Genomic DNA, 20,865 nt, shown 5'->3' on the forward strand with positions numbered 1-20,865 from the left:
GTTTTCCGCCCGCACCGGCGCTCCCCCGCAGTTCGTTCAATTCGTTCAGTTCGGGACCGGCCCCCTCGACCGGGCGGCGCGGGCGGTTTCAGAAACCGGTGCAGCTGGCGACGGCCCCGGCGCCGGCCGCGGTCGCCGTCTTGGCCTCCTTGCCGTCGACGACCACCTTGCAGCCGACCGAGCCGCCGTCCGGCCCGGCGGTCGCGGTGAACTGGGCCCCGGCGAGGAACCCGGTGGCTTCCACGGTCTTGGTCCACGGCGCCGTCGCGCCGGTTTCGGTGTTGATCAGGATCGTGTTCCGGTCGAAGGTGCTGTAGACGACGTCGACGGCCTTCGCGTCGCCGCTGACCTCGTAGACGATGGTGTGGTGCGCGGTGGCCTGCTCGTTGACGTCGCCGATCGCCTTGCCGATCACCACCGCCCACAGGATGCAGACGACCAGGCCGAGCAGGGCCACGACGGCGCCGGCGATCGAGAGTCCCTTGTTGGTCGCCTTCCCGGAGCGCACTCTGGCCACGCCGACCGCGGACAGGATCAGGCCGAGCACGCACAGGGGCCAGGCGACCACGCCGACGAGCGGGATCGGGGCGAACACGAGCCCGATCAGGCCGAGGACGAACCCGGCCGTGCCCAGGCCGTTGCGCGGCGGCGCGGCCGGCGGGGCCGCGTGCTGCTGGATCGGGGTGTAGTCGGTCATCGGGGTTTCCTTTCGCCTTTTCTCGACGGCGAGAAGGAAACCAGCGGCGCGGTCCGGCCCGCGTCGTCCGCAAGCCTCGACCCGGTACGACGAAAGTCGTCACCGGCCGCGGCCCGGACGAGCGGATCGGCTGATGGGCGCGCGGTGGTCACCTCGTAGGCTGGCCTCCATGGGACGGTCCGTGCTGGGCGTGGTGTGCACCGTGCTGGCAGTCGCCGCGAGCGTGGTGACCGGCATCGTGAACGTGTCGCTGGAGGTCAGCCTGCCCGGCACCGACGAACTGCACGTGACGGCCGCGGCGGTGCTCGGCTGGTTCTTCGGGATCGGCGCGGCGATCATGCTGGTCTGGCGGTGGCGCTGGCCCCTGGTGGTGACCGGTATCGCGGTGGCACCGCCGTTGCTGCTCGTCGCCGACTCGCTGGCCGCGTTGATCGCCCTCGCCGCGCTCGCGACCCGCTACACCGGCTGGTGGCGCTGGGGCGCGGTGACGCTGGTGTTCGCCGCGACCGGGCTCGCGGTGTGGCGCGACGCGAGCCGGCCCACGGAGATGTCGCTGTCCGAAACCTGGATCTCGACCGAGACGACCGGCGCCAAGCTGATCGGCGTCCTCGTCACCGCGGCGGTGTACACGGCGGTCCCGCTCACCCTGGGGATCGTCCGGTACAGCCTGACCGAGAAACGCCGCCTGGCCGCCGAAGAGGCGGCGCTGCGGGATCAGGTGGCGCGCCGGGAGGAGCAGGCGCGGATCGCGCGCGAGATGCACGACGTCCTCGGGCACCGGCTGTCCCTGCTTTCGCTGCAGGCGGGCGCGCTGGAGGTCACGGCGGGCACGACGGCGGACGCGGCGGAGGCGGCCAAGACGGTCCGGACCACCGCCCGGCAGTCGCTCGACGACCTGCGCCAGGTGATCGGCGTCCTGCGCGGCTCGGGGTTCGCCGACCGTGCTCCGGCCGGCGCCGCGGAGCCGCCCCAGCCGACCCTGGCCGACATCCCCGACCTGGTCACCGGCGCCCGGCAGGCGGGCTTGGCGGTCAACCTGACGGTCCTGCTCGACCAGGCCGCGACAGCACCGGCCCCGCTGGCCACGGCGGCGTACCGGATCCTCCAGGAAGCCCTGACCAACGTGCTGCGCCACGCACCGGGAGCGCCGGCGGAGGTCCTGGTCCGCGGCGGCCCGGGCGCGGGGCTGTCGGTCGAGGTGTTCAACCCGCTGCCGCCGCACCCGGTGCCGTCACCGGGGTCGGGCACCGGGCTCACCGGCGTCAACGAGCGGGTCACCCTCCTCGGCGGCGCCCTCTCGGCGGGCCCGCTCGACGAGCGCACGTTCGCGCTGCGGGCCTGGCTGCCGTGGGTGGCACCGGCGCCCTAGCATGGGCGGGTGAGCGTACGCGTCCTGCTCGTCGACGACGATCCCCTGGTCCGCACCGGATTGTCGATGATACTGGGCAGCACCCCCGACCTGCAGGTGGTGGCCGAGGCGGGCGACGGCGACGAGGCGGTCCAGCAGGTCGCCCGGCACGCACCGGACGTGGTGATCATGGACATCCGCATGCGCCGCATGAACGGCTTGGTGGCCACGGCGGCGGTGCTGGCCCAGCCCCGCCCGCCGAAGGTGCTGATCCTGACGACGTTCGACCTGGACGAGTACGTGTTCGAGGCCTTGGCGGCAGGAGCGAGCGGTTTCCTCCTGAAGGAGGGTTCACCCCAGGAGATCATCGAGGGCGTCCGCGTGGTGGCGGCCGGCGACGCGATGTTGTCCCCGCGGACGACGAAGCAGCTGATCGGCCAGTTCGTGGCGGCCCGGGCGAACCCGCGGCGATCGCGGGCCCAGGCGAAGCTGGAGCTGCTGAGCGAGCGGGAGCGCCAGGTGGTGACGGCGGTGGCGCAGGGGAAGCCGAACGCGGAGATCGCGGCAGAGCTGTTCCTCAGCGAGGCGACGGTGAAGACGCACATCACGCGGACGTTCGCGAAGCTGGATGTTTCGAACCGGGTGCAGTTGACGATCTTCGCTTATGAAGCGGCCCTTGTGACGCCGTGAAGTCCCGGTGGGTCCGTCTCGCCTCGGCCGTCCTCGTGCCGGTCGTGCTTCTGGTGGCGCTGTGGTTCGGTTGGCTGAGCTGGCTGGTGGCGGACGGGGGTCCGGTCCGGAAGACGCTCGAGGCGCTGAGCTGGCTCGCGGCGATCGTGGCAGTCGGTTTCTCCTTGGTCGAACTGCGGCGCCGAAAGCCGGAGGTGCCGCAGAGTGTTCACGTAGGTCGTGCGCTGCACCTTGACGGCGACAAGCTGCCTCGCGTGGCCGATGTGTCACTGCTGGCGTTGCGGGTGAAGCGGGCCGTGGGCACGTCCGACGGCCAGGCCCTTCCCCGATACGTTCCCCGCGACCGCGACGAGGACCTGGAGTGGGCGATGGCGAGCGGCGGTCTCGTGGTGCTGCACGGCCGCGCCGCCGCGGGCAAGAGCCGGATGGCGGCCGAGGCTGTGCGCCGGTTGCGTCCCGGTCATGACCTGCTCGTTCCGATTGACGGTCGGGCGTTGCGGCAGATCGTCGAGGCCGGGCTCAAGGACACGGTGATCTGGCTCGACGACTTGGAGCGTTTCCTCGTTCCCGGCGGGCTCGACGTGGGACTGCTCCAGCGGCTGGATCGCTCGGTGTGCGTAGTTGCCACGATCCGCGACCACGAACTCGCTACCCTCCGCACGGAGGGAGCGATCAACAAGGCTGCGGCGGAGCTGATCGCGAGCATCCCGCCGAGCCACCTGATCGCGATCAAGCAGCACCTGACGGAGGCCGAGCAAGAACAGGCGAGGCTCCTGCAGGCGGGTGATCCACGCATCGGCCGAGCGCTCGAGGCCGCCGAGGGCTTCGCCGAATACCTCGCGGCGGGACCGCCGATGCTGGAGCGCTGGGCCGTCGGTGACAGCCCGTTGTTCCACGTCGGCCAGGCACTGATCAGCGCGGCGGTCGACTGCCGACGGGCCGGCTACGCCCGCCCCGTTCCGGGCGCCACGCTCGCCGCATTGCACCGCCACTACCTGCCCACGCCGTGGTGCGACCGTCCGGATCTCCCGCCGGTCGCCGAAGGTCTGGAGTGGGCGGCCCGGCCGGTACTGGGCGCCAGTTCGTGCTTGCAGCCACGGGTCGGCGACAGGTACCTGGCTTCGGACTACCTGGTCGACCGGGCACAGGAAGGCGCCGGCCCGCTCGGTGCCTCGCCGATTCCCGATCACCTGTGGGACACCCTTTTCTCGCTGAGTTCCGATCAGGATGTCGTGTCGATCGGCATCGGCGCCTACGAGGCCAGTCGGTTCGAGTTCGCCGAAAGATGCTTCCGACGGGCTGACGCTGCCGGAGACGAAAGGGCCATTGGGTGGGTGGCCGTGGCCATCGGCCGAATGGGCCGGTTCTCCGAGGTCAAGGACATCTTCCGAAACGCGGCGGGGTCCGGCAACCGGGACGTCATGATACCGGCCGTGGCTGCGCTCGCCTTTGAAGGGCGGTTCGACGACATCTCCGACCTCGTCCGGCATGCGATCACGACCGGCAACCAAGATGCGGTCCTTCTGGCGACGATTATGTTGAGCAGCAATGGCCGTTCGGCAGAGCTCCACGACCTCGCTGCGTTCGCCATCCACTCAGGCGCACCCGACGTCAGAACCATCACCGAGATGGCAGCGGGGACAAACCTCACCTCCGTTCAAGTGGCCGATCTTGCCCGGCTGTCGGTCGAAAGTGGCAGTCCCGAGGTCGTCGGCGAAACATTGACCGGGTTGAAGAGGATCGCGCAAAGCGTCAAAGAACAGAGCCTCGCTGTCGCCTTTGCGTGGCTCGCAGACCAGGAACCTCCGCTCACGCTCTTCCGGCTTGCCCAGCATGCCGTCGTCTTCGATGATCTTGCCTATCTTCGTATGATCGTCCCGCACCTCGCCCGCCGGAACCGGTGGGCCGACATCGAGATGCTGCGGCAAATTGCCGCCGTATCGCGGCACACCGAGTCGGTCGAACTACTGCGGACATTCGGCCCCGACCGCTGACCACCCGCTCACTTCGACCCCGCCGGCGCAGTGGCCACCGCCGACTCGCCGAACCGGATCCCCTTCGCCTCCTTCCCCACCGCCGTCAGCACCGCCACCGCGACCAATCCCGGCACCACCGTCCACACCAGCGCCGATGTGTACCCGTGGGACTCCGCGATCGCCTGCTGGATCGGCAGGTTCAACGCCGCCAGGAGATTTCCCAGCTGGTACGTCACTCCCGGGTAGAAGCCACGGATGGCGTCCGGGGACATCTCCGTCAGGTGGGCCGGGATCACGCCCCATGCGCCCTGGACCATGATCTGCATCAGGAACGAACCCAGGGCCAGCATCCCGGCCCCGTGGTCGACCGCGAAGATCGGGATCACCGGCAAGCCCAGCACCGCCGCCGCCACGATGGTGCGGCGGCGGCCCAGCTTCTCCGACAGCGTTCCGAACGTCAGGCCGCCGATGATGGCTCCGATGTTGTACAGCACTGCTATCCACGTGCTCGTCGCCGCGCTCAGGCCGGCGCCGCCGTTGTCGTGGGCCTTCAGGAAACTCGGGTAGACGTCCTGGGTGCCGTGGCTCATCCAGTTGAACGCCGTCATCAGCAAAATGAGATAACCGAAGCGGCGGATGACCTTCGGGTTGAGCAGGATGTCCTTCACCGACGTCCGGGTCACCTTCAGCTTTTCGCGCGCGGTCTCCCACACCTCCGACTCGCGGACGCGCGCCCGGATCAGCAGGCTGATCAGCGCCGGGAAGATGCTGAGCACGAAGATCCACCGCCACGGCAGGCCGAGTGCCGAGTGGAACAGCAGGTACGCCAGCGCCGCCAGCAGATAGCCGATCGAATAACCGACCTGCAGCAGGCCGGAGAAGAAGCCGCGGCGCTCCGGCGGGATCTTCTCCATCGCCAGCGCCGCGCCCAGGCCCCACTCGCCGCCCATGCCGATGCCGTAGACGAACCGCAGCACCAGCAACACCGCGTAGTTCGGCGCGAACGCGCACAGCAGACCGGCCACCGAATACAGCACGACGTCGGTCATCAGCGGGATCCGGCGCCCCACCCGGTCGGCCCACAGGCCGAACAGGAGCGCGCCGACCGGGCGCATCACCAGTGTCGCGGTCGTGATGAACGCCAGCTGGGTCGCCGTCGCTCCGAACGACTTGTCCTTCGCGATGTCCGCCAGCACGAAGACGACGAGGAAGTAGTCGAAGGCGTCCATGCTCCAGCCGAGCAATGCGGCGAGGAACGCGTTGCGCTGGTCGGGAGTAAGCGCTTTCCGGTCTGTCACGTTCGCCCCGTTCCGTCGGTTTCCCACCGGAAGACCTCAGGCCCGGTTTAGCACCCACCACCCCGGGCGGGCAAGGGATCAGAGCGAGACGCGCGTGCGGACCCGGCGGCCGACGTCCCGGGCCCACGCCCTGATGCGGTCCCAGTCGCGGAAGTCGCCGGCCCGCCTCCCGGACGCCACCAGCTTCGGGATCAGCCCGCGCACGGTCGCCGGGTCCAGCCGGCCGCCGAAGGTGGCCGTGCGCTCCGCGTCGATGCGCGCGGCCAGCAGGGCCACGTTCGCCGGCAGGCTGACCTGGTGCGTGGCCGCGCCCGGGCCGCACGGTCCGCTGTGGAACAACCACACCGGGCGCTCGGCGAGCGCCCGGGCGTTGCGTTCCAGCAACCGGACGGCTTCGGGCCGCCAGCGGTGGTAGTACAGCGCGCTGCCCACGATGACCGCGGCGTAGTGCTCGACGCCGGCCACGTCGGCGGCGTCGCGGACGTCGACGGTCAGGCCCGCTTCACCGAGCTCGGCGGCGATGACCTCGGCGATCTGCCGGGTTCCGCCGTGACGCCCGGCGTAGGCGACGAGGACTGCGGTCATGCGCTCCATTGTCGGCCCTCGCGGCGCGCACTGCCCCATGGTTGGCGCACGATCCGCCGAACGGGCGCTTCCACGCTACTCTCCGCGTTGCTCTCCCGGCGGCGGCAGGAACGCCGGTCGCTCCGAAGGGTCAGGCTCGTCGTAGTAGCGGTGGAACACCGCGGTCTGCCCGCCCGACAACGGCGGCACGATCCAGCTCCAGTCCGCCGGGCACCGGCGCCCGGCCCGCTCCTCGCGCTCCAGGTGGGACAGGAACCGGTGCGCCTCCGTGTGGTGGTCGGCCATCGTGACGCCGGCCGCGTCGAAGGAGTGCTGCACCGCCAGCGTCAGCTCCACCAGCGCCCGGTCGCGCCACAGCGTGCGCTCCGACGCCGTGTCGAGGCCCATCAGCTCGGCGATCACCGGCAGCAGGTCGTACCGCTGCGCGTCGGCCAGGTTCCGGGCGCCGACCTCGGTGCCGAGGTACCAGCCGTTGAACGGCGCCGCCGGGTAGGTGACACCGCCGATCTCCAGCGGCATGTTGCTGATCGCGGGCACGGCGTGCCAGCGCAGCCCCAGCCCGGCGAACCAGCGGTGGTCGGGGTGGGTCAGCGGGACTTCCAGGACGGCGTCGGGCGGCAGCGTGAACAGCCGCGGTTCGCCGGGGACCGCCTCGATCAGCAGGGGCAGGACGTCGAAGGAGCCGCGCCGCTCCGGTGGCCGCCAGCCGAGTCCGCGCACCTGCTCGGTGAACGCGGTGCAGCGCGGATCGCCGAGGACCGAGCCGTCTTCGAAGCGGTACCCCGCATAGCGGATCAGCTGCTCGTTGTGGATGCGCGGCCCGGGGGTGTCCGGCGTGTCCGGCGCGAAGACGGTGAGCGTCGGCCGGATCCGCCCGCCCCGGGTGGCCTGGCGGAGGTGGGCGACGCACTCGCCGGCGATCGCGGCGGGGTCGGTGACCCGGCGGCGGTCCCGGATCCGCAAGCTGCGCCAGTACAGCCGGCCGATGCAGCGCGCCGAGTTGCGCCAGGCGACCCGGGCACCGTAGGCCAGCTCGGCCGCCGTGTGCCGGTAGGTACCGGTTTCCCGGATTTCCGCGCGCACCTCCGCAAGCCGGGCCTCGAAGCGCTCCCCCGCTTCCGCGGCGCCTTCGGCGAACATCCGGTCCAGGAATTCCTCCGCTTCCGCGAAATCGACGCTCGGCTCCACCGAGACGCACTGTGAGTGGACCGGCCGCCCGGGCATCACCCGTTCAGGTGTGACGGTCACCGTTCCTTCCCGCTTTCCGGAACTGCGATCTTCAGCCCGCCGAAAAGGTCCACCGTTCCTCCGGAAGTCGCCGACACACCACGAGCCGGATGTCCCACCACCCCGAGGACTCCGGCCAGGCAGGGGACAATACCGCAAATTTCATTGCCGAAAACATCTGCTACCAAGAGTCATCCGGACATGGCGCACCGCGTTTTTCGTCATCGATCACCCGAGACCGGAAATCGCACGTGATCGTTTCGCGGCCACACGCCCCGCATTTTCGTGGTATTCGCCGAACCGCCTTCACCGGGGGCGGCCGCCCGGGTACGCGCGCCCGCGTTAGAGTCGCGGTGATCGGCAGAGGAGGGACGGTTTTCGTGAACGCAAGGCGCATCCCGGTCGTCCTCGTCGCCGGGTTCCTCGGCGCGGGCAAGACGACGCTGCTCAACCACCTGCTCGCCAACCGCGAGGGCGCCCGGGTCGGCGTGGTGGTCAACGACTTCGGGCAGGTGAACGTCGACGCGCTCGCCGTCGCCGGCCAGGTCGACACGATGGTCTCGCTCGGCAACGGCTGCCTCTGCTGTGCCGTCGACGCCAGTGGGCTGGACGCCATGCTCGCGAAGCTGTCCAGCGCCGAAGCGGGCATCGACGTCATCGTCGTCGAAGCCAGCGGGATCGCCGAGCCCCGTGACCTCATCCGGCTGATGATCGCCAGCGAGAACCCGGACATCCGCTACGGCGGGCTGGCCGAGGTCGTCGACGCCGCGGAGTTCGAAGCCGCCCGCGAACGCCATCCGGAACTGGCCGACCACCTGCGGCTGGCCGACCTCGTGGTGCTGAACAAGGCCGACCGGGTCCCCGCCGAGGCGCTGGCGAAGCTGAGCGCGACCGTCGAAGAGCTGGCGCCGGGCCGTCCGCTGCTGGTCACCGAACACGGCCGGGTCGACCCGCGGCTGTTCTTCGACCCCGAACCCCGCGGCGAGCGGGTCGGCCAGCTGTCCTTCGACGACCTGCGCGAGGACGACCACGACCACGCCCACCACCTGCACGCCGAGTACCAGACGGTCACCTTCACCGCCGAGACGCCGCTCGCCCCGCGGGCTTTCGTGGACTTCCTCGAGCGGCGCCCGGCCGGGCTCTACCGGATGAAGGGCCAGGCCGACTTCGGCCCCACCGGCCCGGAAGCGCGCTTCCACCTGCACACCGTCGGCGGATTCGTGCAGCTGGAGCGCTCGGCCTGGCCGCCGGGCGAGCCGCGGCGGACCGAGCTGGTGCTGATCGGCGCCGGCATCGACACCGACGCCGTGCTGGCCGACCTGGGCCGCTGCCTCGCCGAAGACCCGGCCACCGTCGACGAGCGCGGTCTGTTGCACATCCTGCGGTACCTGCCCGACCAGGCCTGACCGCGCCGCCACGCCGAAGATCGGCAAATGCGCCGCCGTCCGGGCAGCCGCACCGGACACTGACGCCATGACGACCACCGCGGTGAGCGCACCACGCTGGTACCTGGTCGGCGTGCTGCCCGAAGACGTCCCCCTGGCCCACCTGATGACCCGCTCCGGCGACCTCCGCTACCGGCGTTCGGCCTGCGGCGAGCGGGAGTCCCGCAGCTGGAAACCGGTGGATCCGGCGACGTCCGAGGTGCCGCCGTGCCCCGCGTGCGTCGCGACGCTGTCCGGTGTCGGTGAGGACCGGGGCCAGCTCGCCCTCGAGCTCGGGGTCTAGGCGGTCAGCGTCCGGGCGAGCCGTTTCGCCGTGTCGAACGGCTGCGGGCTCTGGGCGACCACCGAAGTGACCGCCGCCCCCTCCAGCAGGAGCATCAGCTCGTCGGCCAGCGCCTCGGCGCGCCCGGCTTCCCGGCGCTGGAGCTGCGCCCGCAGGTAGCCGTGCAACGCGGTCTTGTGGTGCCGGACCACTTCGCGCACCGGGTCGGCGGGGTCGGGGAACTCCGAGGTCGCGTTCAGGAAGGCGCAGCCGCGGTAGCCGTCGCGGGAAAGCCAGGCGCCGTAGGCGTCGAAGACCGCCAGCACCCGCGCCCGCGGATCGGCGTGCGCGGCGGTGATCCGGTCGATCTCCTCCTGCCACCGCCGGTCACGCTCCCGCAGGTACGCGACGACGAGCCCGCTCTTCGACCCGAAGTTGCCGTAGAGGGCCGCCTTCGTCACCCCGGCCTCGGCCGCCACCGTGTCGACGCCGACGGCGTGGATGCCGTCGCGGTAGAACAGCGTGGACGCGGCCTGGAGCACCTTCGCGCCCGCATCGCCGGGACGGGTCCGGCCCACAGCACCCCTCCGAACAGATCGGTACGGTTGTCTACCTGCAGTGATTCTACCATCACTTGACACCAGACAGACCTGTCTGTTCGCTAGAGCCGATGGCAACGGGAACGAAGACGGACACCTGGTGGGCCACGGCCGCGGTCGGCGCGGTCGTGATCGCCCTCTGCTACGGGTTCGCGCGCTACGCGTACGGGCCGTTCGTGCCGCGGTTCAGCGAGACGTTCGGGCTGACGACGGTCGGCGTGGGCGTGCTCGGTGGCCTCTCCACCGCAGGCTACGGCCTCGGGTTGCTGCTGGCGCCGAGAACCTCCGCACGATCGGCGCGCGGCACCGTGCTGCTGGCCGCGGCCTCGGCGACGGCCGGGCTCGCGCTCATGGCGCTGGCCCCGCACGTCGCGGTGTTCGGTGTCGGGATCGCCGTCGCGGGCGCCGGCGCGGGACTCGTCTCGCCGGGCGTCGCGCAGCTGATCGGCGAGACCGTCGGGACGGGCGCCCGCGACCGGGCGCAGACCTGGGCCAACACCGGGACCGGCTTGGGGCTGGCCGCGTCGGCGTTCACTCCCCTGCTGGCCTTCGGCTGGCCGGTGATCTGGGCGGCGTTCGCCGCCCTCGGCGTGGCGGTGACGTTTCTCGCGTGGCGGACGTTGCCTTCGGGGCCCACCGGCACACCGGTGGCAGCAAAGGCCGCCCCAGGGATGGCTCCGCTCGTGCTCAACTCCGTGCTCATCGGCGTGACGAGCGCGCCGTATTGGACGTTTTCGACCTCCCGCCTCGCCGAAGCCGGGCTGAGCCCGGTGGCCGCGACCTGGTGCTGGGCCACGATCGGCCTGGCCGGGCTGCTCGGCGGCCTGGCCGGCCGGGCGGCCGGGCGCGCGGGCCTGCGGACGGTCAACCTCGCGACCTGGACCCTGGCGGCCGCGGGCTTCGCGCTGCTCGCCCTGCCGGACCCCGGGGTGCCACTCGCCTTGCTTTCCGGCGCGCTGTTCGGCGTCACCTACATGGCGCTGACCGGGCTGTGCATCCTGTGGGCCACTCGGCTGGACCCCGAACGGCCCGCTCGCGCCATCACCTGGTCGTTCGCCGGGCTCGGCGTCGGCCAGACCGTCGCCTCACCCCTGGCCGGCGTGCTGGCCGGCGGCCTCGGGTCCGCGGCGGTGTTCGGGCTGACCGCCCTGGTCGCGCTCACCGCGTGGAGCCAGCTCCACCCGCGCTTCGGTCCACCGTGATCACGCCTTCTTCGCGCGGCTCGGCGCCACCCGCGGCGGCTCGTTGGGCATCTTCGGGTACACCGGCGGCCACGGCGCGTCCATCAGCCCGGCCGCCATGTCGCGTTCGGACAGTTCCAGCAGCGGCTCGATCGACTGCGGCCGCTCCCCCGCGCCGGCCCACGGATCGCCGCGCTCGGCCACCCTGGCGGGCACTGTGCTCAGCGTCAGCGTGTCGGGCTCGACGGTGTCCAGCTCGTCCCAGCCGATCGGCGTGGACACCTGGCCGCCGACGCGCGGGCGCACGCACCAGGTGCCGAACACGGTCTTGTGCGGGGCGTTCTGGTTGAAGTCGACGAACACGCGGGTGCCGCGTTCCTCTTTCCACCACTGCGCGGTGATCTTCTCCGGGTGACGGCGTTCGAGGGCCCGTGCCAGCGCGACCGCGGCCGCCCGCACCTGGAAGCCGTCCCAGCGCGGCTCGAGCACCACGTACAGGTGGAGCCCGCGCGAGCCCGACGTCTTCAGGTGGCTTTCGATGCCGTGCTCGGCCAGGAAATCCCTGGTCAGCACCGCGGCCTCGCGCAGCTCGTCGAAACCGATGCCGGGCGAGGGGTCCAGGTCGACGCGCAGTTCGTCGGTGACCTCGGGTGTGTCGGCGAGGTACGGCCAGACGTGGAAGCCGAGGCAGCCCAGGTTCACCGCCCAGAGGATGTGCGCGAGGTCCTTGGCCACCAGCGCGTCGCTCGTCGTGCCGTTCGGCGTCGAGACGACGGTGGTGGTCAGCCACGGCGGCGCGCCCTTCGGGACGCGCTTCTGGAACCAGTTCTTGCCGCCGGCGCCGTCCGGGTAGCGCTCCAGCAACAGCGGACGGCCGCCGAGCCGGGCCAGCAGCGGCCCCGAAATCGCCCGGTAGTACTCGACCAGGTCGAGCTTCGTCTCGCCGCGCTCCGGGAAGTAGACCTTGTCCGGGCTGCTGATCTTGACCTCGACGCCGTCGACGTCGAGCAGGACCGCCGCGCTCATCGCGCCTCCCCGAACAGCTTCGCGAGCTCGGCGGGCGGTGCCTCGTCGAGCTGGGCGTACGTGCAGGACTCCGGCGTGCGGTCGGGCCGGAAGCGCACCAGCCGCCCGCCGTGCCGGAACCGGCCGCCCTGCAGGTGCTCGTAACGCACCTCCGCCACCCACTCCGGCCGCAGCGGCTCCCACGACAGGTCCTTCTGCGGCGCCCACCGGCTGTTCGCGCCCGGTTGCCGCCCGGGCTCGGGTTCGTATTCGGCCCAGGACCGCCACGGGTGGTTTTCCAGGGCGTTCTCACGCAGCGGCGCGAGCTCCTCGACCAGCTCGGCGCGGCGGGCCTTGGTGAAGCTGCTGGCCACCCCGACGTGGTGCAGGACGCCCTCGCCGTCGAACAACCCGAGCAGCAGCGAACCGACGCCCACACCGTCCTTGTGCCAGCGGAACCCGGTGACGACGCAGTCGGCGGTGCGCTCGTGCTTGACCTTGAGCATCACCCGCTTGTCCTGCTCGTACGGCAGGTCGCCGGGCTTGGCCATGACACCGTCGAAGCCCGCGCCCTCGAACCGGGTGAACCAGTCCTCGGCCTGCGCCGGATCCTCGCTCAGCGGAGTGAGGTGGACGCGTTGCAGCCCTTCGGCGTTCGTGGACAGCACGCTTTCCAGCTGCTTGCGCCGCTCGCGGAACGGCTGTTCGGTGAGGTCGGTGTCGCCGAGGGCGAGCAGGTCGAAGGCGATGAAGCTGGCCGGCGTCTCCTCGGCCAGCTTGCGCACCCGCGAGGCCGCCGGGTGCAGCCGCAGCTGCAGCACCTCGAAGTCGAGCCCGGCCGGCGTGACCAGCACGATCTCGCCATCCACCACGCACCGGGGCGGCAGCGCGGCGGCCAGCAGCTCGACCAGCTCCGGGAAGTAGCGGGTGAGCGGGCGGTCGTTGCGGGAGCCGAGCTCGATCTCGTCGCCGTCGCGGAAGACGATGCAGCGAAAGCCGTCCCACTTCGGCTCGTACAGCAGCCCCGGGGCACGAGGTACCTCGTGCACCGCTTTCGCGAGCATCGGCCGCACCGGCGGCATGACGGGCAAGTCCACGGCGCGAGCTTAAAACACGGGTACGACACTTCCTGGAAAAAGACACAGCCCGGCGTGATAGACACTCCCGCGTGACCACCGAACGCCCCGCACCGCCCCTGACCGGGGGCGAGCGCGAAATGCTCCGCACCTTCCTCGACTTCCACCGCGCCACCCTCGCGATGAAGTGCGACGGACTGTCCGACGAGGACCTCCGCCGGGCCTCGAGCCCGCCGTCGACCCTCTCGCTGCTCGGCCTGGTCCGGCACATGGCCGAGGTCGAGCGCACCTGGTTCCGGCGGGTGATCAACGCCGAGGACGTCCCGCTGGTGTGGTCGGACGAGAACGACTTCCAGGCCGCCTACGACGCGAGTTCGTCGACGCGGTCGGAGGCCTTCGCGGCGTGGGAAGCCGAGGTCGAGCAGTCACGCAAGATCGAGGAGGCGGCCGAGTCGCTCGACGTCACCGGCCACCAGCCGCGCTGGGGCGAGGACGTCTCGCTGCGGCTGGTGATGCTGCACATGATCCACGAGTACGCCCGGCACAACGGCCACGCGGACTTCCTGCGCGAGGCCATCGACGGCGTCACGGGCGCCTGATGGACGTGCTCGCCTGGTTGCGCGACTCCGATCCGGCCCTGCGCTGGCAGGTGGAGCGCGACCTGGCGGGCGAGCCGGCCCCGGTCTGGGAAGCGACGCGGGCCCGGGTGGCCGAGGAGGGGTTCGGCGCGCGGCTGCTGGCCGCGCAGGACCCCGACGGCCAGTGGGCGGGCGGCGCGTTCTTCCCCGCGGGCTTCCGCGGGGACGAACCGCAGCCCTGGACCGCGACGACGTGGTCGCTCAATGCCCTGCGCGAATGGGGCGTCGAAGCTTCGGTGCTGGCCGGTACGGCCGAGCTGCTGGCCGCGAACAGCCGGTGGGAGTACGAAGACCTGCCCTACTGGGACGGCGAGGTCGACGTCTGCATCAACGCGTGGACCCTGGCCAACGGGGTGTGGCTCGGCGCGGACGTCGAGGGCATCGCGGAGTGGTTCGTGGAGCACCGGCTCCCCGACGGAGGTTGGAACTGCGAGTGGGTCGAAGGCTCGACGCGTTCCTCGGTCCACTCGACGCTCAACGCGCTCAAGGGACTGCTCGCGCACGAGACGGCGACCGGAGGCACCCCGGCGACCCGGGCGGCCCGCTCGGCGGGTGAGGAGTACCTGCTGGAACGCGGCCTGTTCCGCCGCCGGTCCACCGGCGAGCCGATCGGGCCGTGGGTGCGCGAGTTCGGCTACCCGTTCCGCTGGCGCTACGACGTGCTCAACGCGACCTGCTACTTCCGCGACGCCGGGCGCCGGGACGAGCGGCTGGCCGAAGCGATCGAGCTGGTGCGCGCGGCACGGCAGCCCGACGGGACGTGGCTGCAGCAGCGCACGGATCCCGGCCGGGTGTGGTTCGAGGTGGACGTCCCGGCCGGGCAGCCGTCGAAGTGGCTGACGCTCTCCGCCACCCGCGTCCTGGACTGGTGGGACGCCCGCTAGAGCTGGGCCAGCACCAGCCCGCTGCGCGGCTTCGGCGTGAAATACGTGGCCTTGCGCGGCATCCGGCGGCCGGCCGCGTGCACGGCCAGGACATCCGCGTAGCTCACCGGGGCCAGCAGCACCACCGCGTCCGCGTCCGGGGGCAGCGGGCGTCCCGCCGGGAGCGGGCGGACGCACGGGCCGTCCGGGTCGACGCCGAGCGCGCGGGCGAACAGGACCTGCTCGACGACCTCGTGGTCGATCACCGGGCGCGGCCCGTCCGGGGCCGGGAGCGGCACCCGCAGCACGGCTCCGCCTGCCCGCACCACGACCTCGCCGGTGACCGGCACCGCGTCCTCGGCGTGGCGGACGTCCAGGCCGGCCGCGCGCCAGCGCGTCACCAGGTCGTCCGGGCCGAGGCCGGTGCCGGTCAGGACGCGGTGGATCGCGCCGATCTCCAGTGCCGGTCCCGCGGTGACCAGGGCGAGCAGCGCGCCGTGGCCGGCCGCCGCCGCGGCGGCCACCCGGTGGTTGCCGTCGGCGACCAGGAGGTCCGCGCCGGCCACCGCGGCCAGCAGGCGGCTCTGCAGCGGGCCTTCGGGGACCACCCACAGGTCGTGCCGCCGGCCGGCCCCGTCCGAAGTGGACAGATCGGGCAGGCCGAGCCCGGCGCAGGCCTGCTCGACCTGCGCGGTCAGCTCCTCGCCGCCGGCGGCCGGGACGAGCAGCGCGGCACTCGTCGCGCACCCGAGGCCGGCGAGCACCGCGGCCCGTTCGGCGACGACGTCGGGGTAGACGTCCTCGGTGTGCCGGACGCGCGCGGCACCGTCGTCGGCCACCGCCGCCGGGTCGACCAGGCAGAGCAGGCCGAGCGCCACCCCGTCCGGCCCTTCGATCCGGTAGGGCGCGACGACGTTGCGGACCGGCCGGTAGAACCGCTTGCGCAGCCGTTCGAGCACGGCGCGGGCCACCGGGACGGCGGCCGCCAGATCGAGACCGCGAGCCAGCGCGGCGGGCGTGCGGGCGGGGTGCTGCACGGCCAGCAGGCTGTCCGCCGCCCCGGGCGCGGCCAGCGCGGCGATCACCCGCTCGGGCTCGGCGAACTCGTCGACGTCGGGGCCGGGGACCGCGTCGCGGACCACCCAGCCCCGCCCGATCGGCCGGATCCAGTCGCTCATCCTGACCATCTTGCGCCACGGGCGCCGGATAATTCGCTGGGGCCGGTGCCGCCGGGATGGAATGCTTAGGACTGCAAAGTAGTTGACCCCGATCATGACCGTTCCGAGGAGCACCCCGCCGATGACGACGTCCGCCGCCACCCGGGGGGTCGGTTTCCGGTCCGACCGCGGCCCGGTGCTGATCGCGGTCATGCTGAGCACCGCACTGGTCGCGCTGGACAGCACGATCATCGCGACCGCCGTCCCGTCGGTGGTGCGCGACCTCGGCGGGTTCGCGCAGTTCCCGTGGCTGTTCTCGATCTACCTGCTCACCCAGGCCGTGACGGTGCCGCTGTACGGCAAGTTCGCCGACCAGCTCGGCCGCCGCCCGGTGATGTTCTTCGGGATCGCCGCGTTCCTGGTCGGCTCGGTCCTGTGCGGCGCGGCCTGGAGCATGCCGGTGCTGATCGCCGCCCGCGCGGTCCAGGGCATCGGCGCCGGCGCGATCCAGCCGATGTCGATGACGATCATCGGCGACCTGTACACGGTGGAGGAACGCGCCAGGGTGCAGGGCTACGTGGCCAGCGTCTGGGGCGCGGCGTCGGTGATCGGCCCGACGCTCGGCGGCCTCTTCGCCGAGTACCTGGACTGGCGCTGGATCTTCTTCATCAACCTGCCGCTGGGCGCGATCGCGGCGCTGATGCTGTTCCGCGGCTTCGCCGAGCGCGTGGAGCGCAAGCCGCACAAGGTCGACTACCTGGGCGCGAGCCTGCTCACGGTCGGCTGTTCCCTGCTCATCCTCGGGCTGCTCGAGGGCGGCGTGGCGTGGGCGTGGGGTTCCGTGCCGAGTGTGGCGATCTTCGTCGTGGGCGTGCTGCTGCTGGTGGCGTTCGTGCTGGTGGAGAAGCGCGCGGTGGAGCCGGTGCTGCCGCTGTGGGTGTTCACCCGCCGGGTCCTGGTGGGCGGCAACCTGGTGGCGGTGGTGGTCGGCGCGGTCCTGATGGGGCTGACGTCCTACTTGCCGACGTACGCGCAGGGCGTGCTCGGCGCGGGCGCGCTGGTGGCGGGCTTCGCGGTGGCGGCGCTGACGGTGGGCTGGCCGATTTCGGCGTCGCTGGCGGGCAAGATCTACCTGCGCATCGGCTTCCGCGACACGGCGTTGATCGGCAGCGTGTTCATCATCGCGGGCGGCGTCCTGGTGGCACTGCTGGGCGCGGGATCGTCCCTGTGGGCGGCGGCTTTCGCGGCGTTCGTGCTCGGGCTGGGTCTCGGCCTGGCGGCGAGCCCGACGCTGGTGGCGATCCAGTCGGTGGTGGGCTGGGACCGCCGCGGAGTGGTGACGGCGACGAACCTGTTCAGCCGGTCCCTGGGCAGCGCGGTCGGGGCGGCGGTGTTCGGGGCGATCGCGAACGCGACACTGGCGGCCCGGTTCGCTTCGCCGCCGGCGGAGGTGGGTCCGTTGCCGCCATCGGTGGACGCGACGAGCCTGGTACTGGGCGGCCACGCGGACAATTCCCCGGCGGCGGTGTTCGTGCGCGAGGCGTTGGCAGATGCGACGCACTACGTGTTCTTGGGTTTGCTGGCGGTGGCCGTTCTGTCGGTGGGGGCATTGCTGCTGATGCCGCGGAAGACCGAACAACTGGAGTTCTGATCCCCGTTTCTTCGATCCCGACAACTCGATTCGACAGCACGTTCGTTTGCGCACTCCACGTGCACGTGCAGGCGACCGGGTGCCGAGTCGATCCCTTGCGGCGCAGGGAAAATCGAGGTGAGCGAACGTCCAGGAATTGTCACTTATCTGACTGGGAATAACGGGGCAGCCGCGCAACCAGACGTGCGTTATCCTGCTCTCGGCGGTGTCGAACCGTCACGTTCCGCAGTTAACCTGAACGGACGCCTACGCGACGTTCCGGCCCTCGATGCCGCACCCGGCCGGCCGGCACGCGCCCGTCGAAAACCGAGGGGACGCACGTGGCCGAACTGGACGGGCCTTCGACAGAGATCACCCCAGGCTTGCGTTGGGTGAAGAGTTCGGCGAGCGGTAGCGGCGCAGAGGGAGATGCCTGCGTCGAGGTCGCCCGAACTTCCGAGCACGTGCTCATCCGCGATTCGAAGCAGCCCGGCACCTGGCTCTCGATGCCCCCCGGAAGCTGGCTGGCGTTCTTGCGCCGACTCTGAGCAAGGCTTTCCCGCGACCCCGGCCGACCTGATCGAGGTCCGGCCGGGGTTGCTGCCGTTCATGCCCAGACACCACGCCATATGGTGGGACGCAATATGCCACACGACGAGTGTGGTGCTACCGTTCTGCCATGTGGCAGATCGGTAGCCTGCCACCCGACACATGGAGGAGTGAAGAAAATCATGACTAGGGCGCACTCGCCAGTGGTCAGCCAGCGCCGTGTGCTGGCGGAGATAAGAGAGGCGCGTGAGGCCCTGCAGCTCACCCAGAAGGACGTCGCCGAGGCACTGGACTGGTCGACTTCGAAGCTCATCCGCATCGAAAACGGCACCGTGGGCCTGTCGATCACCGACCTCAAGGCGCTCCTGGTGCACTACGGCATCACCGACCGGAACCGCGTCGAAACCTACGTCGCCATGGCCAAGGCCGGCCGGGAGCCGGGCTGGTGGGACCAGTTCAAGCGCACCAGCAGCCCGGAGTTCGTGAAGTTCCTCGGCCTCGAATCGGCCGCGGTCATCCTTCGCCAGTACCAGCTGCACCTGGTGCCGGGACTGTTGCAAGTGCCCGAGTACACCCGTTCCCTGATGGCGCAGGTCACCGAGGACGCCGAGGTCCAGGAGCGGCGGATCAGGCTGCGCACGCAGCGGCAGGAGCGGCTCAAAGACCCCGAACTCGAGCACTTCTTCATCCTCGACGAATCCGTGCTGCACCGCCGCGTCACCGACGGCGAGAGCTGGGGAACCCAGCTGCGCCACCTCCGCGAAGTGGCCCAGAAGCCCAACGTGACCCTGCAAGTTCTGCCGTTCAAAGCCGGCTGGGTGGAAGGGATGCAGAGTTCTTTCGAGCTGCTCCAGCTGTCCGAGCAGACCAACGACCTGTTCCTCAACCTGGAACAACCCGACGGTGACCTTTTCTTCGACGACGTCATCGGCGCCGAAAAGGCCGCCCAGTTCATCCGGATCTTCTACCGGCTCGAAGACGCCGCCCTCAGCCCCGAAGAAACGCCCGACTTCATCGACAAGATGCTGCACCGGCTGGAGGACTGAATGAGACGCGCATAGGGAAGCGGCCCCTGGCTGGTACCCAGGGACCGCTTCGAAGGGCAATACCTCCGACCCACCCAGAAGCAAGCGCGGACATACTGCCGAGGCGCCAGCATACGACTCCGGATCCGGGAAACGGTCCCGCCGTCCGGCTCATGCCCCGAGTTCATTCTCCCGAGGGGCATGACGTCACTCGCTGGTGACAAAAGGCCGACCACGAGCCGAGGCTCGGCGGTGGCCTCCTCCTCGGGCAGCGTCCGCGGCGCACCGATCCGAGTCCGGCGAGCGCCGGCCAGTTCGAGGAGGCACTGTGCATTTCGACGTCCGTGCTGACCGCAGACCGTTCCCCCGCCCCTGTGCCGCGCTGGCCAGCCGGGCCGGTGCCCTCTGCTACGCCTCATCACCGAGGGGGCGACAATGACCGGCGACCGCTCCTGGGCGACCCGGCTCGGCAAGTCCCTCCTCGTCCTCGCCCCGCACATCGTCGCCCTCCTGCGGCTCGACGACCTCAACCCGCTCGCCGAGACCGATCACCGGGTGCAGCGCAACTACGCCGTCCCGGTGGACGGGGAAGATCGGCCCGACGCCGGTCGGTTCATCCGCGAGCGCGGCGAAATCCTCCTCTCGGCGGAGCAGGCGCGGCAGGCCACCCACGGCCTCGTCCTCGCCGGCAGCACCCGCGGCCTCGACGACGTGCGCGGCCCCGTCCTGCTGGTCCCGCACGGGGGCGGCCTCGGGCAGTACCGCTCCGGCGAACTCGTCACCGGCCTCGACTCGAGCCGGCTGGTGCGGGGCGGCCGGGTTCGGGCCGACCGGATCGTGCTCACCCACGGACGGGAACTGGACCTGCTCGCCGAGGTCTGCCCGCAGGCCGTCCCGCACGCCGTCGTCGCCGGGGACATCGCCTTCGACCGGCTGGTCGCCAGCGCTCCCTACCGCGACCAGTACCGGGAGGCGCTCGGCGTCACCGACGACCGGGAGATCATCCTCGTCACCGTGACCTGGTCCGCCAGGTCCGGTTTCGGCATCGACCCCCGTGTCTTCCGTGACGTCGCCGAGGCCGCGCCCGGCGCGTGCGTGGTCGCCTCGCTGCACCCGCAGATCTGGTCTCAGCACGGCACCGGCCAGGTGCTCGGCTGGCTCACGGACGCCGTCGACGCCGGGCTCACCGTGCTGGCTCCGCACAGCGACTGGCGCGGTGCGGTCGTCGCCGCCGACGCCGTCATGGCCGACTACACCTCGGTCGGCACCTTCGCGGCCGGTTTCGGTGTGCCCGTGCTCCGGATCCCGCACGGCCCCCAGCCGCTGCTGGCGGGCAGCCCCGCCGCCGTGCTGGCCGCGGAAGCCCCGCTCTGGAACCGGAAGCGACCGCTTGCCGCCCAGCTCGAAGCCGCCCAGAAGGCGCAGTGCCACGGCCTCGGCGCCCACATCGCCGGCCTGGTGACCTCGCGCCCCGGGCAAGCCGGGAAGATCCTCCGCAGGGAGATGTACGGCCTGCTCGGCCTCGGCGAACCGGCGCGAACGGTGCCGTTCTCCCCGGCGCCGCTCCCCCGGCGCGTGACCTGGCCGGTGATCCCGCTGCCGCGAAGCCGGTGA

At 71.2% G+C, this 20,865-nt stretch carries 20 protein-coding genes; 12 read left to right on the top strand and 8 right to left on the bottom strand.

What is annotated here, in order from left to right; translation table 11 throughout:
• Nucleotides 1–88 precede the first annotated feature (88 nt).
• Nucleotides 89–697: an MmpS family transport accessory protein gene (locus ABZX11_RS36660; protein ID WP_354922072.1), complete on the bottom strand. Its 609-nt coding sequence runs from the start codon at nucleotides 695–697 to the stop codon at nucleotides 89–91.
• Between the two features lie 169 nt (nucleotides 698–866).
• Here ABZX11_RS36660 and ABZX11_RS36665 point away from each other — a divergent pair, with 169 nt between their 5' ends.
• Genes ABZX11_RS36665 through ABZX11_RS36675 form a run of 3 tightly spaced genes read left to right on the top strand, consistent with a single transcriptional unit; the run spans nucleotide 867 to nucleotide 4,729 of the window.
• The gene (locus ABZX11_RS36665; protein ID WP_354922075.1) at nucleotides 867–2,066 is read left to right on the top strand and encodes a histidine kinase; all 1,200 of its coding nucleotides are present in this window, start codon (nucleotides 867–869) and stop codon (nucleotides 2,064–2,066) included.
• 9 nt (nucleotides 2,067–2,075) lie between these two features.
• Nucleotides 2,076–2,735, top strand: a complete 660-nt coding sequence (locus ABZX11_RS36670) for a response regulator transcription factor (RefSeq protein ID WP_176170082.1) — start codon at nucleotides 2,076–2,078, stop codon at nucleotides 2,733–2,735.
• Nucleotides 2,732–4,729 (top strand): hypothetical protein, encoded by a 1,998-nt coding sequence (locus tag ABZX11_RS36675; RefSeq protein WP_354922079.1) that lies wholly within the window; start codon nucleotides 2,732–2,734, stop codon nucleotides 4,727–4,729. Before ABZX11_RS36670 ends, ABZX11_RS36675 begins: the two co-directional genes overlap by 4 nt.
• A gap of 8 nt (nucleotides 4,730–4,737) precedes the next feature.
• Here the strand turns inward: ABZX11_RS36675 and ABZX11_RS36680 are convergent, their stop codons facing one another.
• The 3 genes from ABZX11_RS36680 to ABZX11_RS36690 form a co-directional block, all read right to left on the bottom strand.
• The gene (locus ABZX11_RS36680) at nucleotides 4,738–6,009 is read right to left on the bottom strand and encodes an MFS transporter (RefSeq protein ID WP_354922082.1); all 1,272 of its coding nucleotides are present in this window, start codon (nucleotides 6,007–6,009) and stop codon (nucleotides 4,738–4,740) included.
• Nucleotides 6,010–6,087: 78 nt separating this feature from the next.
• Nucleotides 6,088–6,594 carry a flavodoxin domain-containing protein gene (locus ABZX11_RS36685; protein ID WP_176170085.1) on the bottom strand — a complete coding sequence of 169 codons (507 nt, stop codon included), beginning with the start codon at nucleotides 6,592–6,594 and terminating at the stop codon, nucleotides 6,088–6,090.
• A 75-nt stretch (nucleotides 6,595–6,669) separates the two neighbouring features.
• Nucleotides 6,670–7,818: a nitric oxide synthase oxygenase gene (locus ABZX11_RS36690; protein WP_176177674.1), complete on the bottom strand. Its 1,149-nt coding sequence runs from the start codon at nucleotides 7,816–7,818 to the stop codon at nucleotides 6,670–6,672.
• Nucleotides 7,819–8,201: 383 nt separating this feature from the next.
• Here ABZX11_RS36690 and ABZX11_RS36695 point away from each other — a divergent pair, with 383 nt between their 5' ends.
• Entirely contained in the window at nucleotides 8,202–9,227 is a 1,026-nt protein-coding gene (locus tag ABZX11_RS36695; protein ID WP_354922085.1) for a GTP-binding protein, read from the top strand.
• A 67-nt stretch (nucleotides 9,228–9,294) separates the two neighbouring features.
• A complete protein-coding gene (locus tag ABZX11_RS36700; RefSeq protein WP_176170087.1) occupies nucleotides 9,295–9,549 on the top strand; it encodes a hypothetical protein in 255 nt (84 codons plus the stop codon).
• On the opposite strand, the gene ABZX11_RS36705 is transcribed toward ABZX11_RS36700, so the two are convergent.
• Nucleotides 9,546–10,106: a TetR family transcriptional regulator gene (locus tag ABZX11_RS36705; RefSeq protein WP_354922088.1), complete on the bottom strand. Its 561-nt coding sequence runs from the start codon at nucleotides 10,104–10,106 to the stop codon at nucleotides 9,546–9,548. The two genes, ABZX11_RS36700 and ABZX11_RS36705, sit on opposite strands and share 4 nt — an antisense overlap.
• Before the next feature lie 92 nt (nucleotides 10,107–10,198).
• Here ABZX11_RS36705 and ABZX11_RS36710 point away from each other — a divergent pair, with 92 nt between their 5' ends.
• Complete coding sequence (locus ABZX11_RS36710; protein WP_354922091.1) at nucleotides 10,199–11,329, top strand: MFS transporter; 1,131 nt, start codon at nucleotides 10,199–10,201, stop codon at nucleotides 11,327–11,329.
• Here the strand turns inward: ABZX11_RS36710 and ligD are convergent, their stop codons facing one another.
• Together ligD and ABZX11_RS36720 are read right to left on the bottom strand one after the other, a co-directional pair.
• Nucleotides 11,330–12,334: a non-homologous end-joining DNA ligase gene (gene ligD / locus ABZX11_RS36715; protein ID WP_354922094.1), complete on the bottom strand. Its 1,005-nt coding sequence runs from the start codon at nucleotides 12,332–12,334 to the stop codon at nucleotides 11,330–11,332. It lies immediately after the preceding gene.
• Entirely contained in the window at nucleotides 12,331–13,410 is a 1,080-nt protein-coding gene (locus ABZX11_RS36720) for an ATP-dependent DNA ligase (RefSeq protein ID WP_354922097.1), read from the bottom strand. The genes ligD and ABZX11_RS36720 overlap by 4 nt, the downstream gene beginning before the upstream one ends.
• A gap of 71 nt (nucleotides 13,411–13,481) precedes the next feature.
• On the opposite strand from ABZX11_RS36720, the gene ABZX11_RS36725 reads away from it, so the two are divergent.
• Nucleotides 13,482–13,988: a DinB family protein gene (locus ABZX11_RS36725; protein WP_176170090.1), complete on the top strand. Its 507-nt coding sequence runs from the start codon at nucleotides 13,482–13,484 to the stop codon at nucleotides 13,986–13,988.
• The gene (locus ABZX11_RS36730) at nucleotides 13,988–14,911 is read left to right on the top strand and encodes a squalene cyclase (protein WP_354922101.1); all 924 of its coding nucleotides are present in this window, start codon (nucleotides 13,988–13,990) and stop codon (nucleotides 14,909–14,911) included. Before ABZX11_RS36725 ends, ABZX11_RS36730 begins: the two co-directional genes overlap by 1 nt.
• Here ABZX11_RS36730 and ABZX11_RS36735 read toward each other — a convergent pair.
• Nucleotides 14,908–16,068, bottom strand: a complete 1,161-nt coding sequence (locus tag ABZX11_RS36735; protein WP_354922104.1) for a DUF1015 family protein — start codon at nucleotides 16,066–16,068, stop codon at nucleotides 14,908–14,910. The two genes, ABZX11_RS36730 and ABZX11_RS36735, sit on opposite strands and share 4 nt — an antisense overlap.
• Nucleotides 16,069–16,189: 121 nt before the next feature.
• Between ABZX11_RS36735 and ABZX11_RS36740 the strand changes: the two genes are divergently transcribed.
• The 4 genes from ABZX11_RS36740 to ABZX11_RS36755 all read left to right on the top strand — a co-directional run bounded on the left by ABZX11_RS36740 (nucleotide 16,190) and on the right by ABZX11_RS36755 (nucleotide 20,865).
• On the top strand, nucleotides 16,190–17,698 hold the full coding sequence (locus tag ABZX11_RS36740; RefSeq protein ID WP_354922107.1) for an MDR family MFS transporter: 1,509 nt from the start codon (nucleotides 16,190–16,192) through the stop codon (nucleotides 17,696–17,698).
• A 371-nt stretch (nucleotides 17,699–18,069) separates the two neighbouring features.
• The gene (locus ABZX11_RS36745; RefSeq protein WP_354922281.1) at nucleotides 18,070–18,225 is read left to right on the top strand and encodes a DUF397 domain-containing protein; all 156 of its coding nucleotides are present in this window, start codon (nucleotides 18,070–18,072) and stop codon (nucleotides 18,223–18,225) included.
• A gap of 183 nt (nucleotides 18,226–18,408) precedes the next feature.
• Nucleotides 18,409–19,272, top strand: coding sequence for a helix-turn-helix transcriptional regulator (locus tag ABZX11_RS36750; RefSeq protein ID WP_354922110.1), 864 nt, complete (start codon nucleotides 18,409–18,411; stop codon nucleotides 19,270–19,272).
• A gap of 414 nt (nucleotides 19,273–19,686) precedes the next feature.
• The gene (locus ABZX11_RS36755; RefSeq protein WP_354922113.1) at nucleotides 19,687–20,865 is read left to right on the top strand and encodes a hypothetical protein; all 1,179 of its coding nucleotides are present in this window, start codon (nucleotides 19,687–19,689) and stop codon (nucleotides 20,863–20,865) included.

Source organism: Amycolatopsis sp. NPDC004169 (assembly GCF_040610315.1).
Lineage (GTDB): Bacteria > Actinomycetota > Actinomycetes > Mycobacteriales > Pseudonocardiaceae > Amycolatopsis.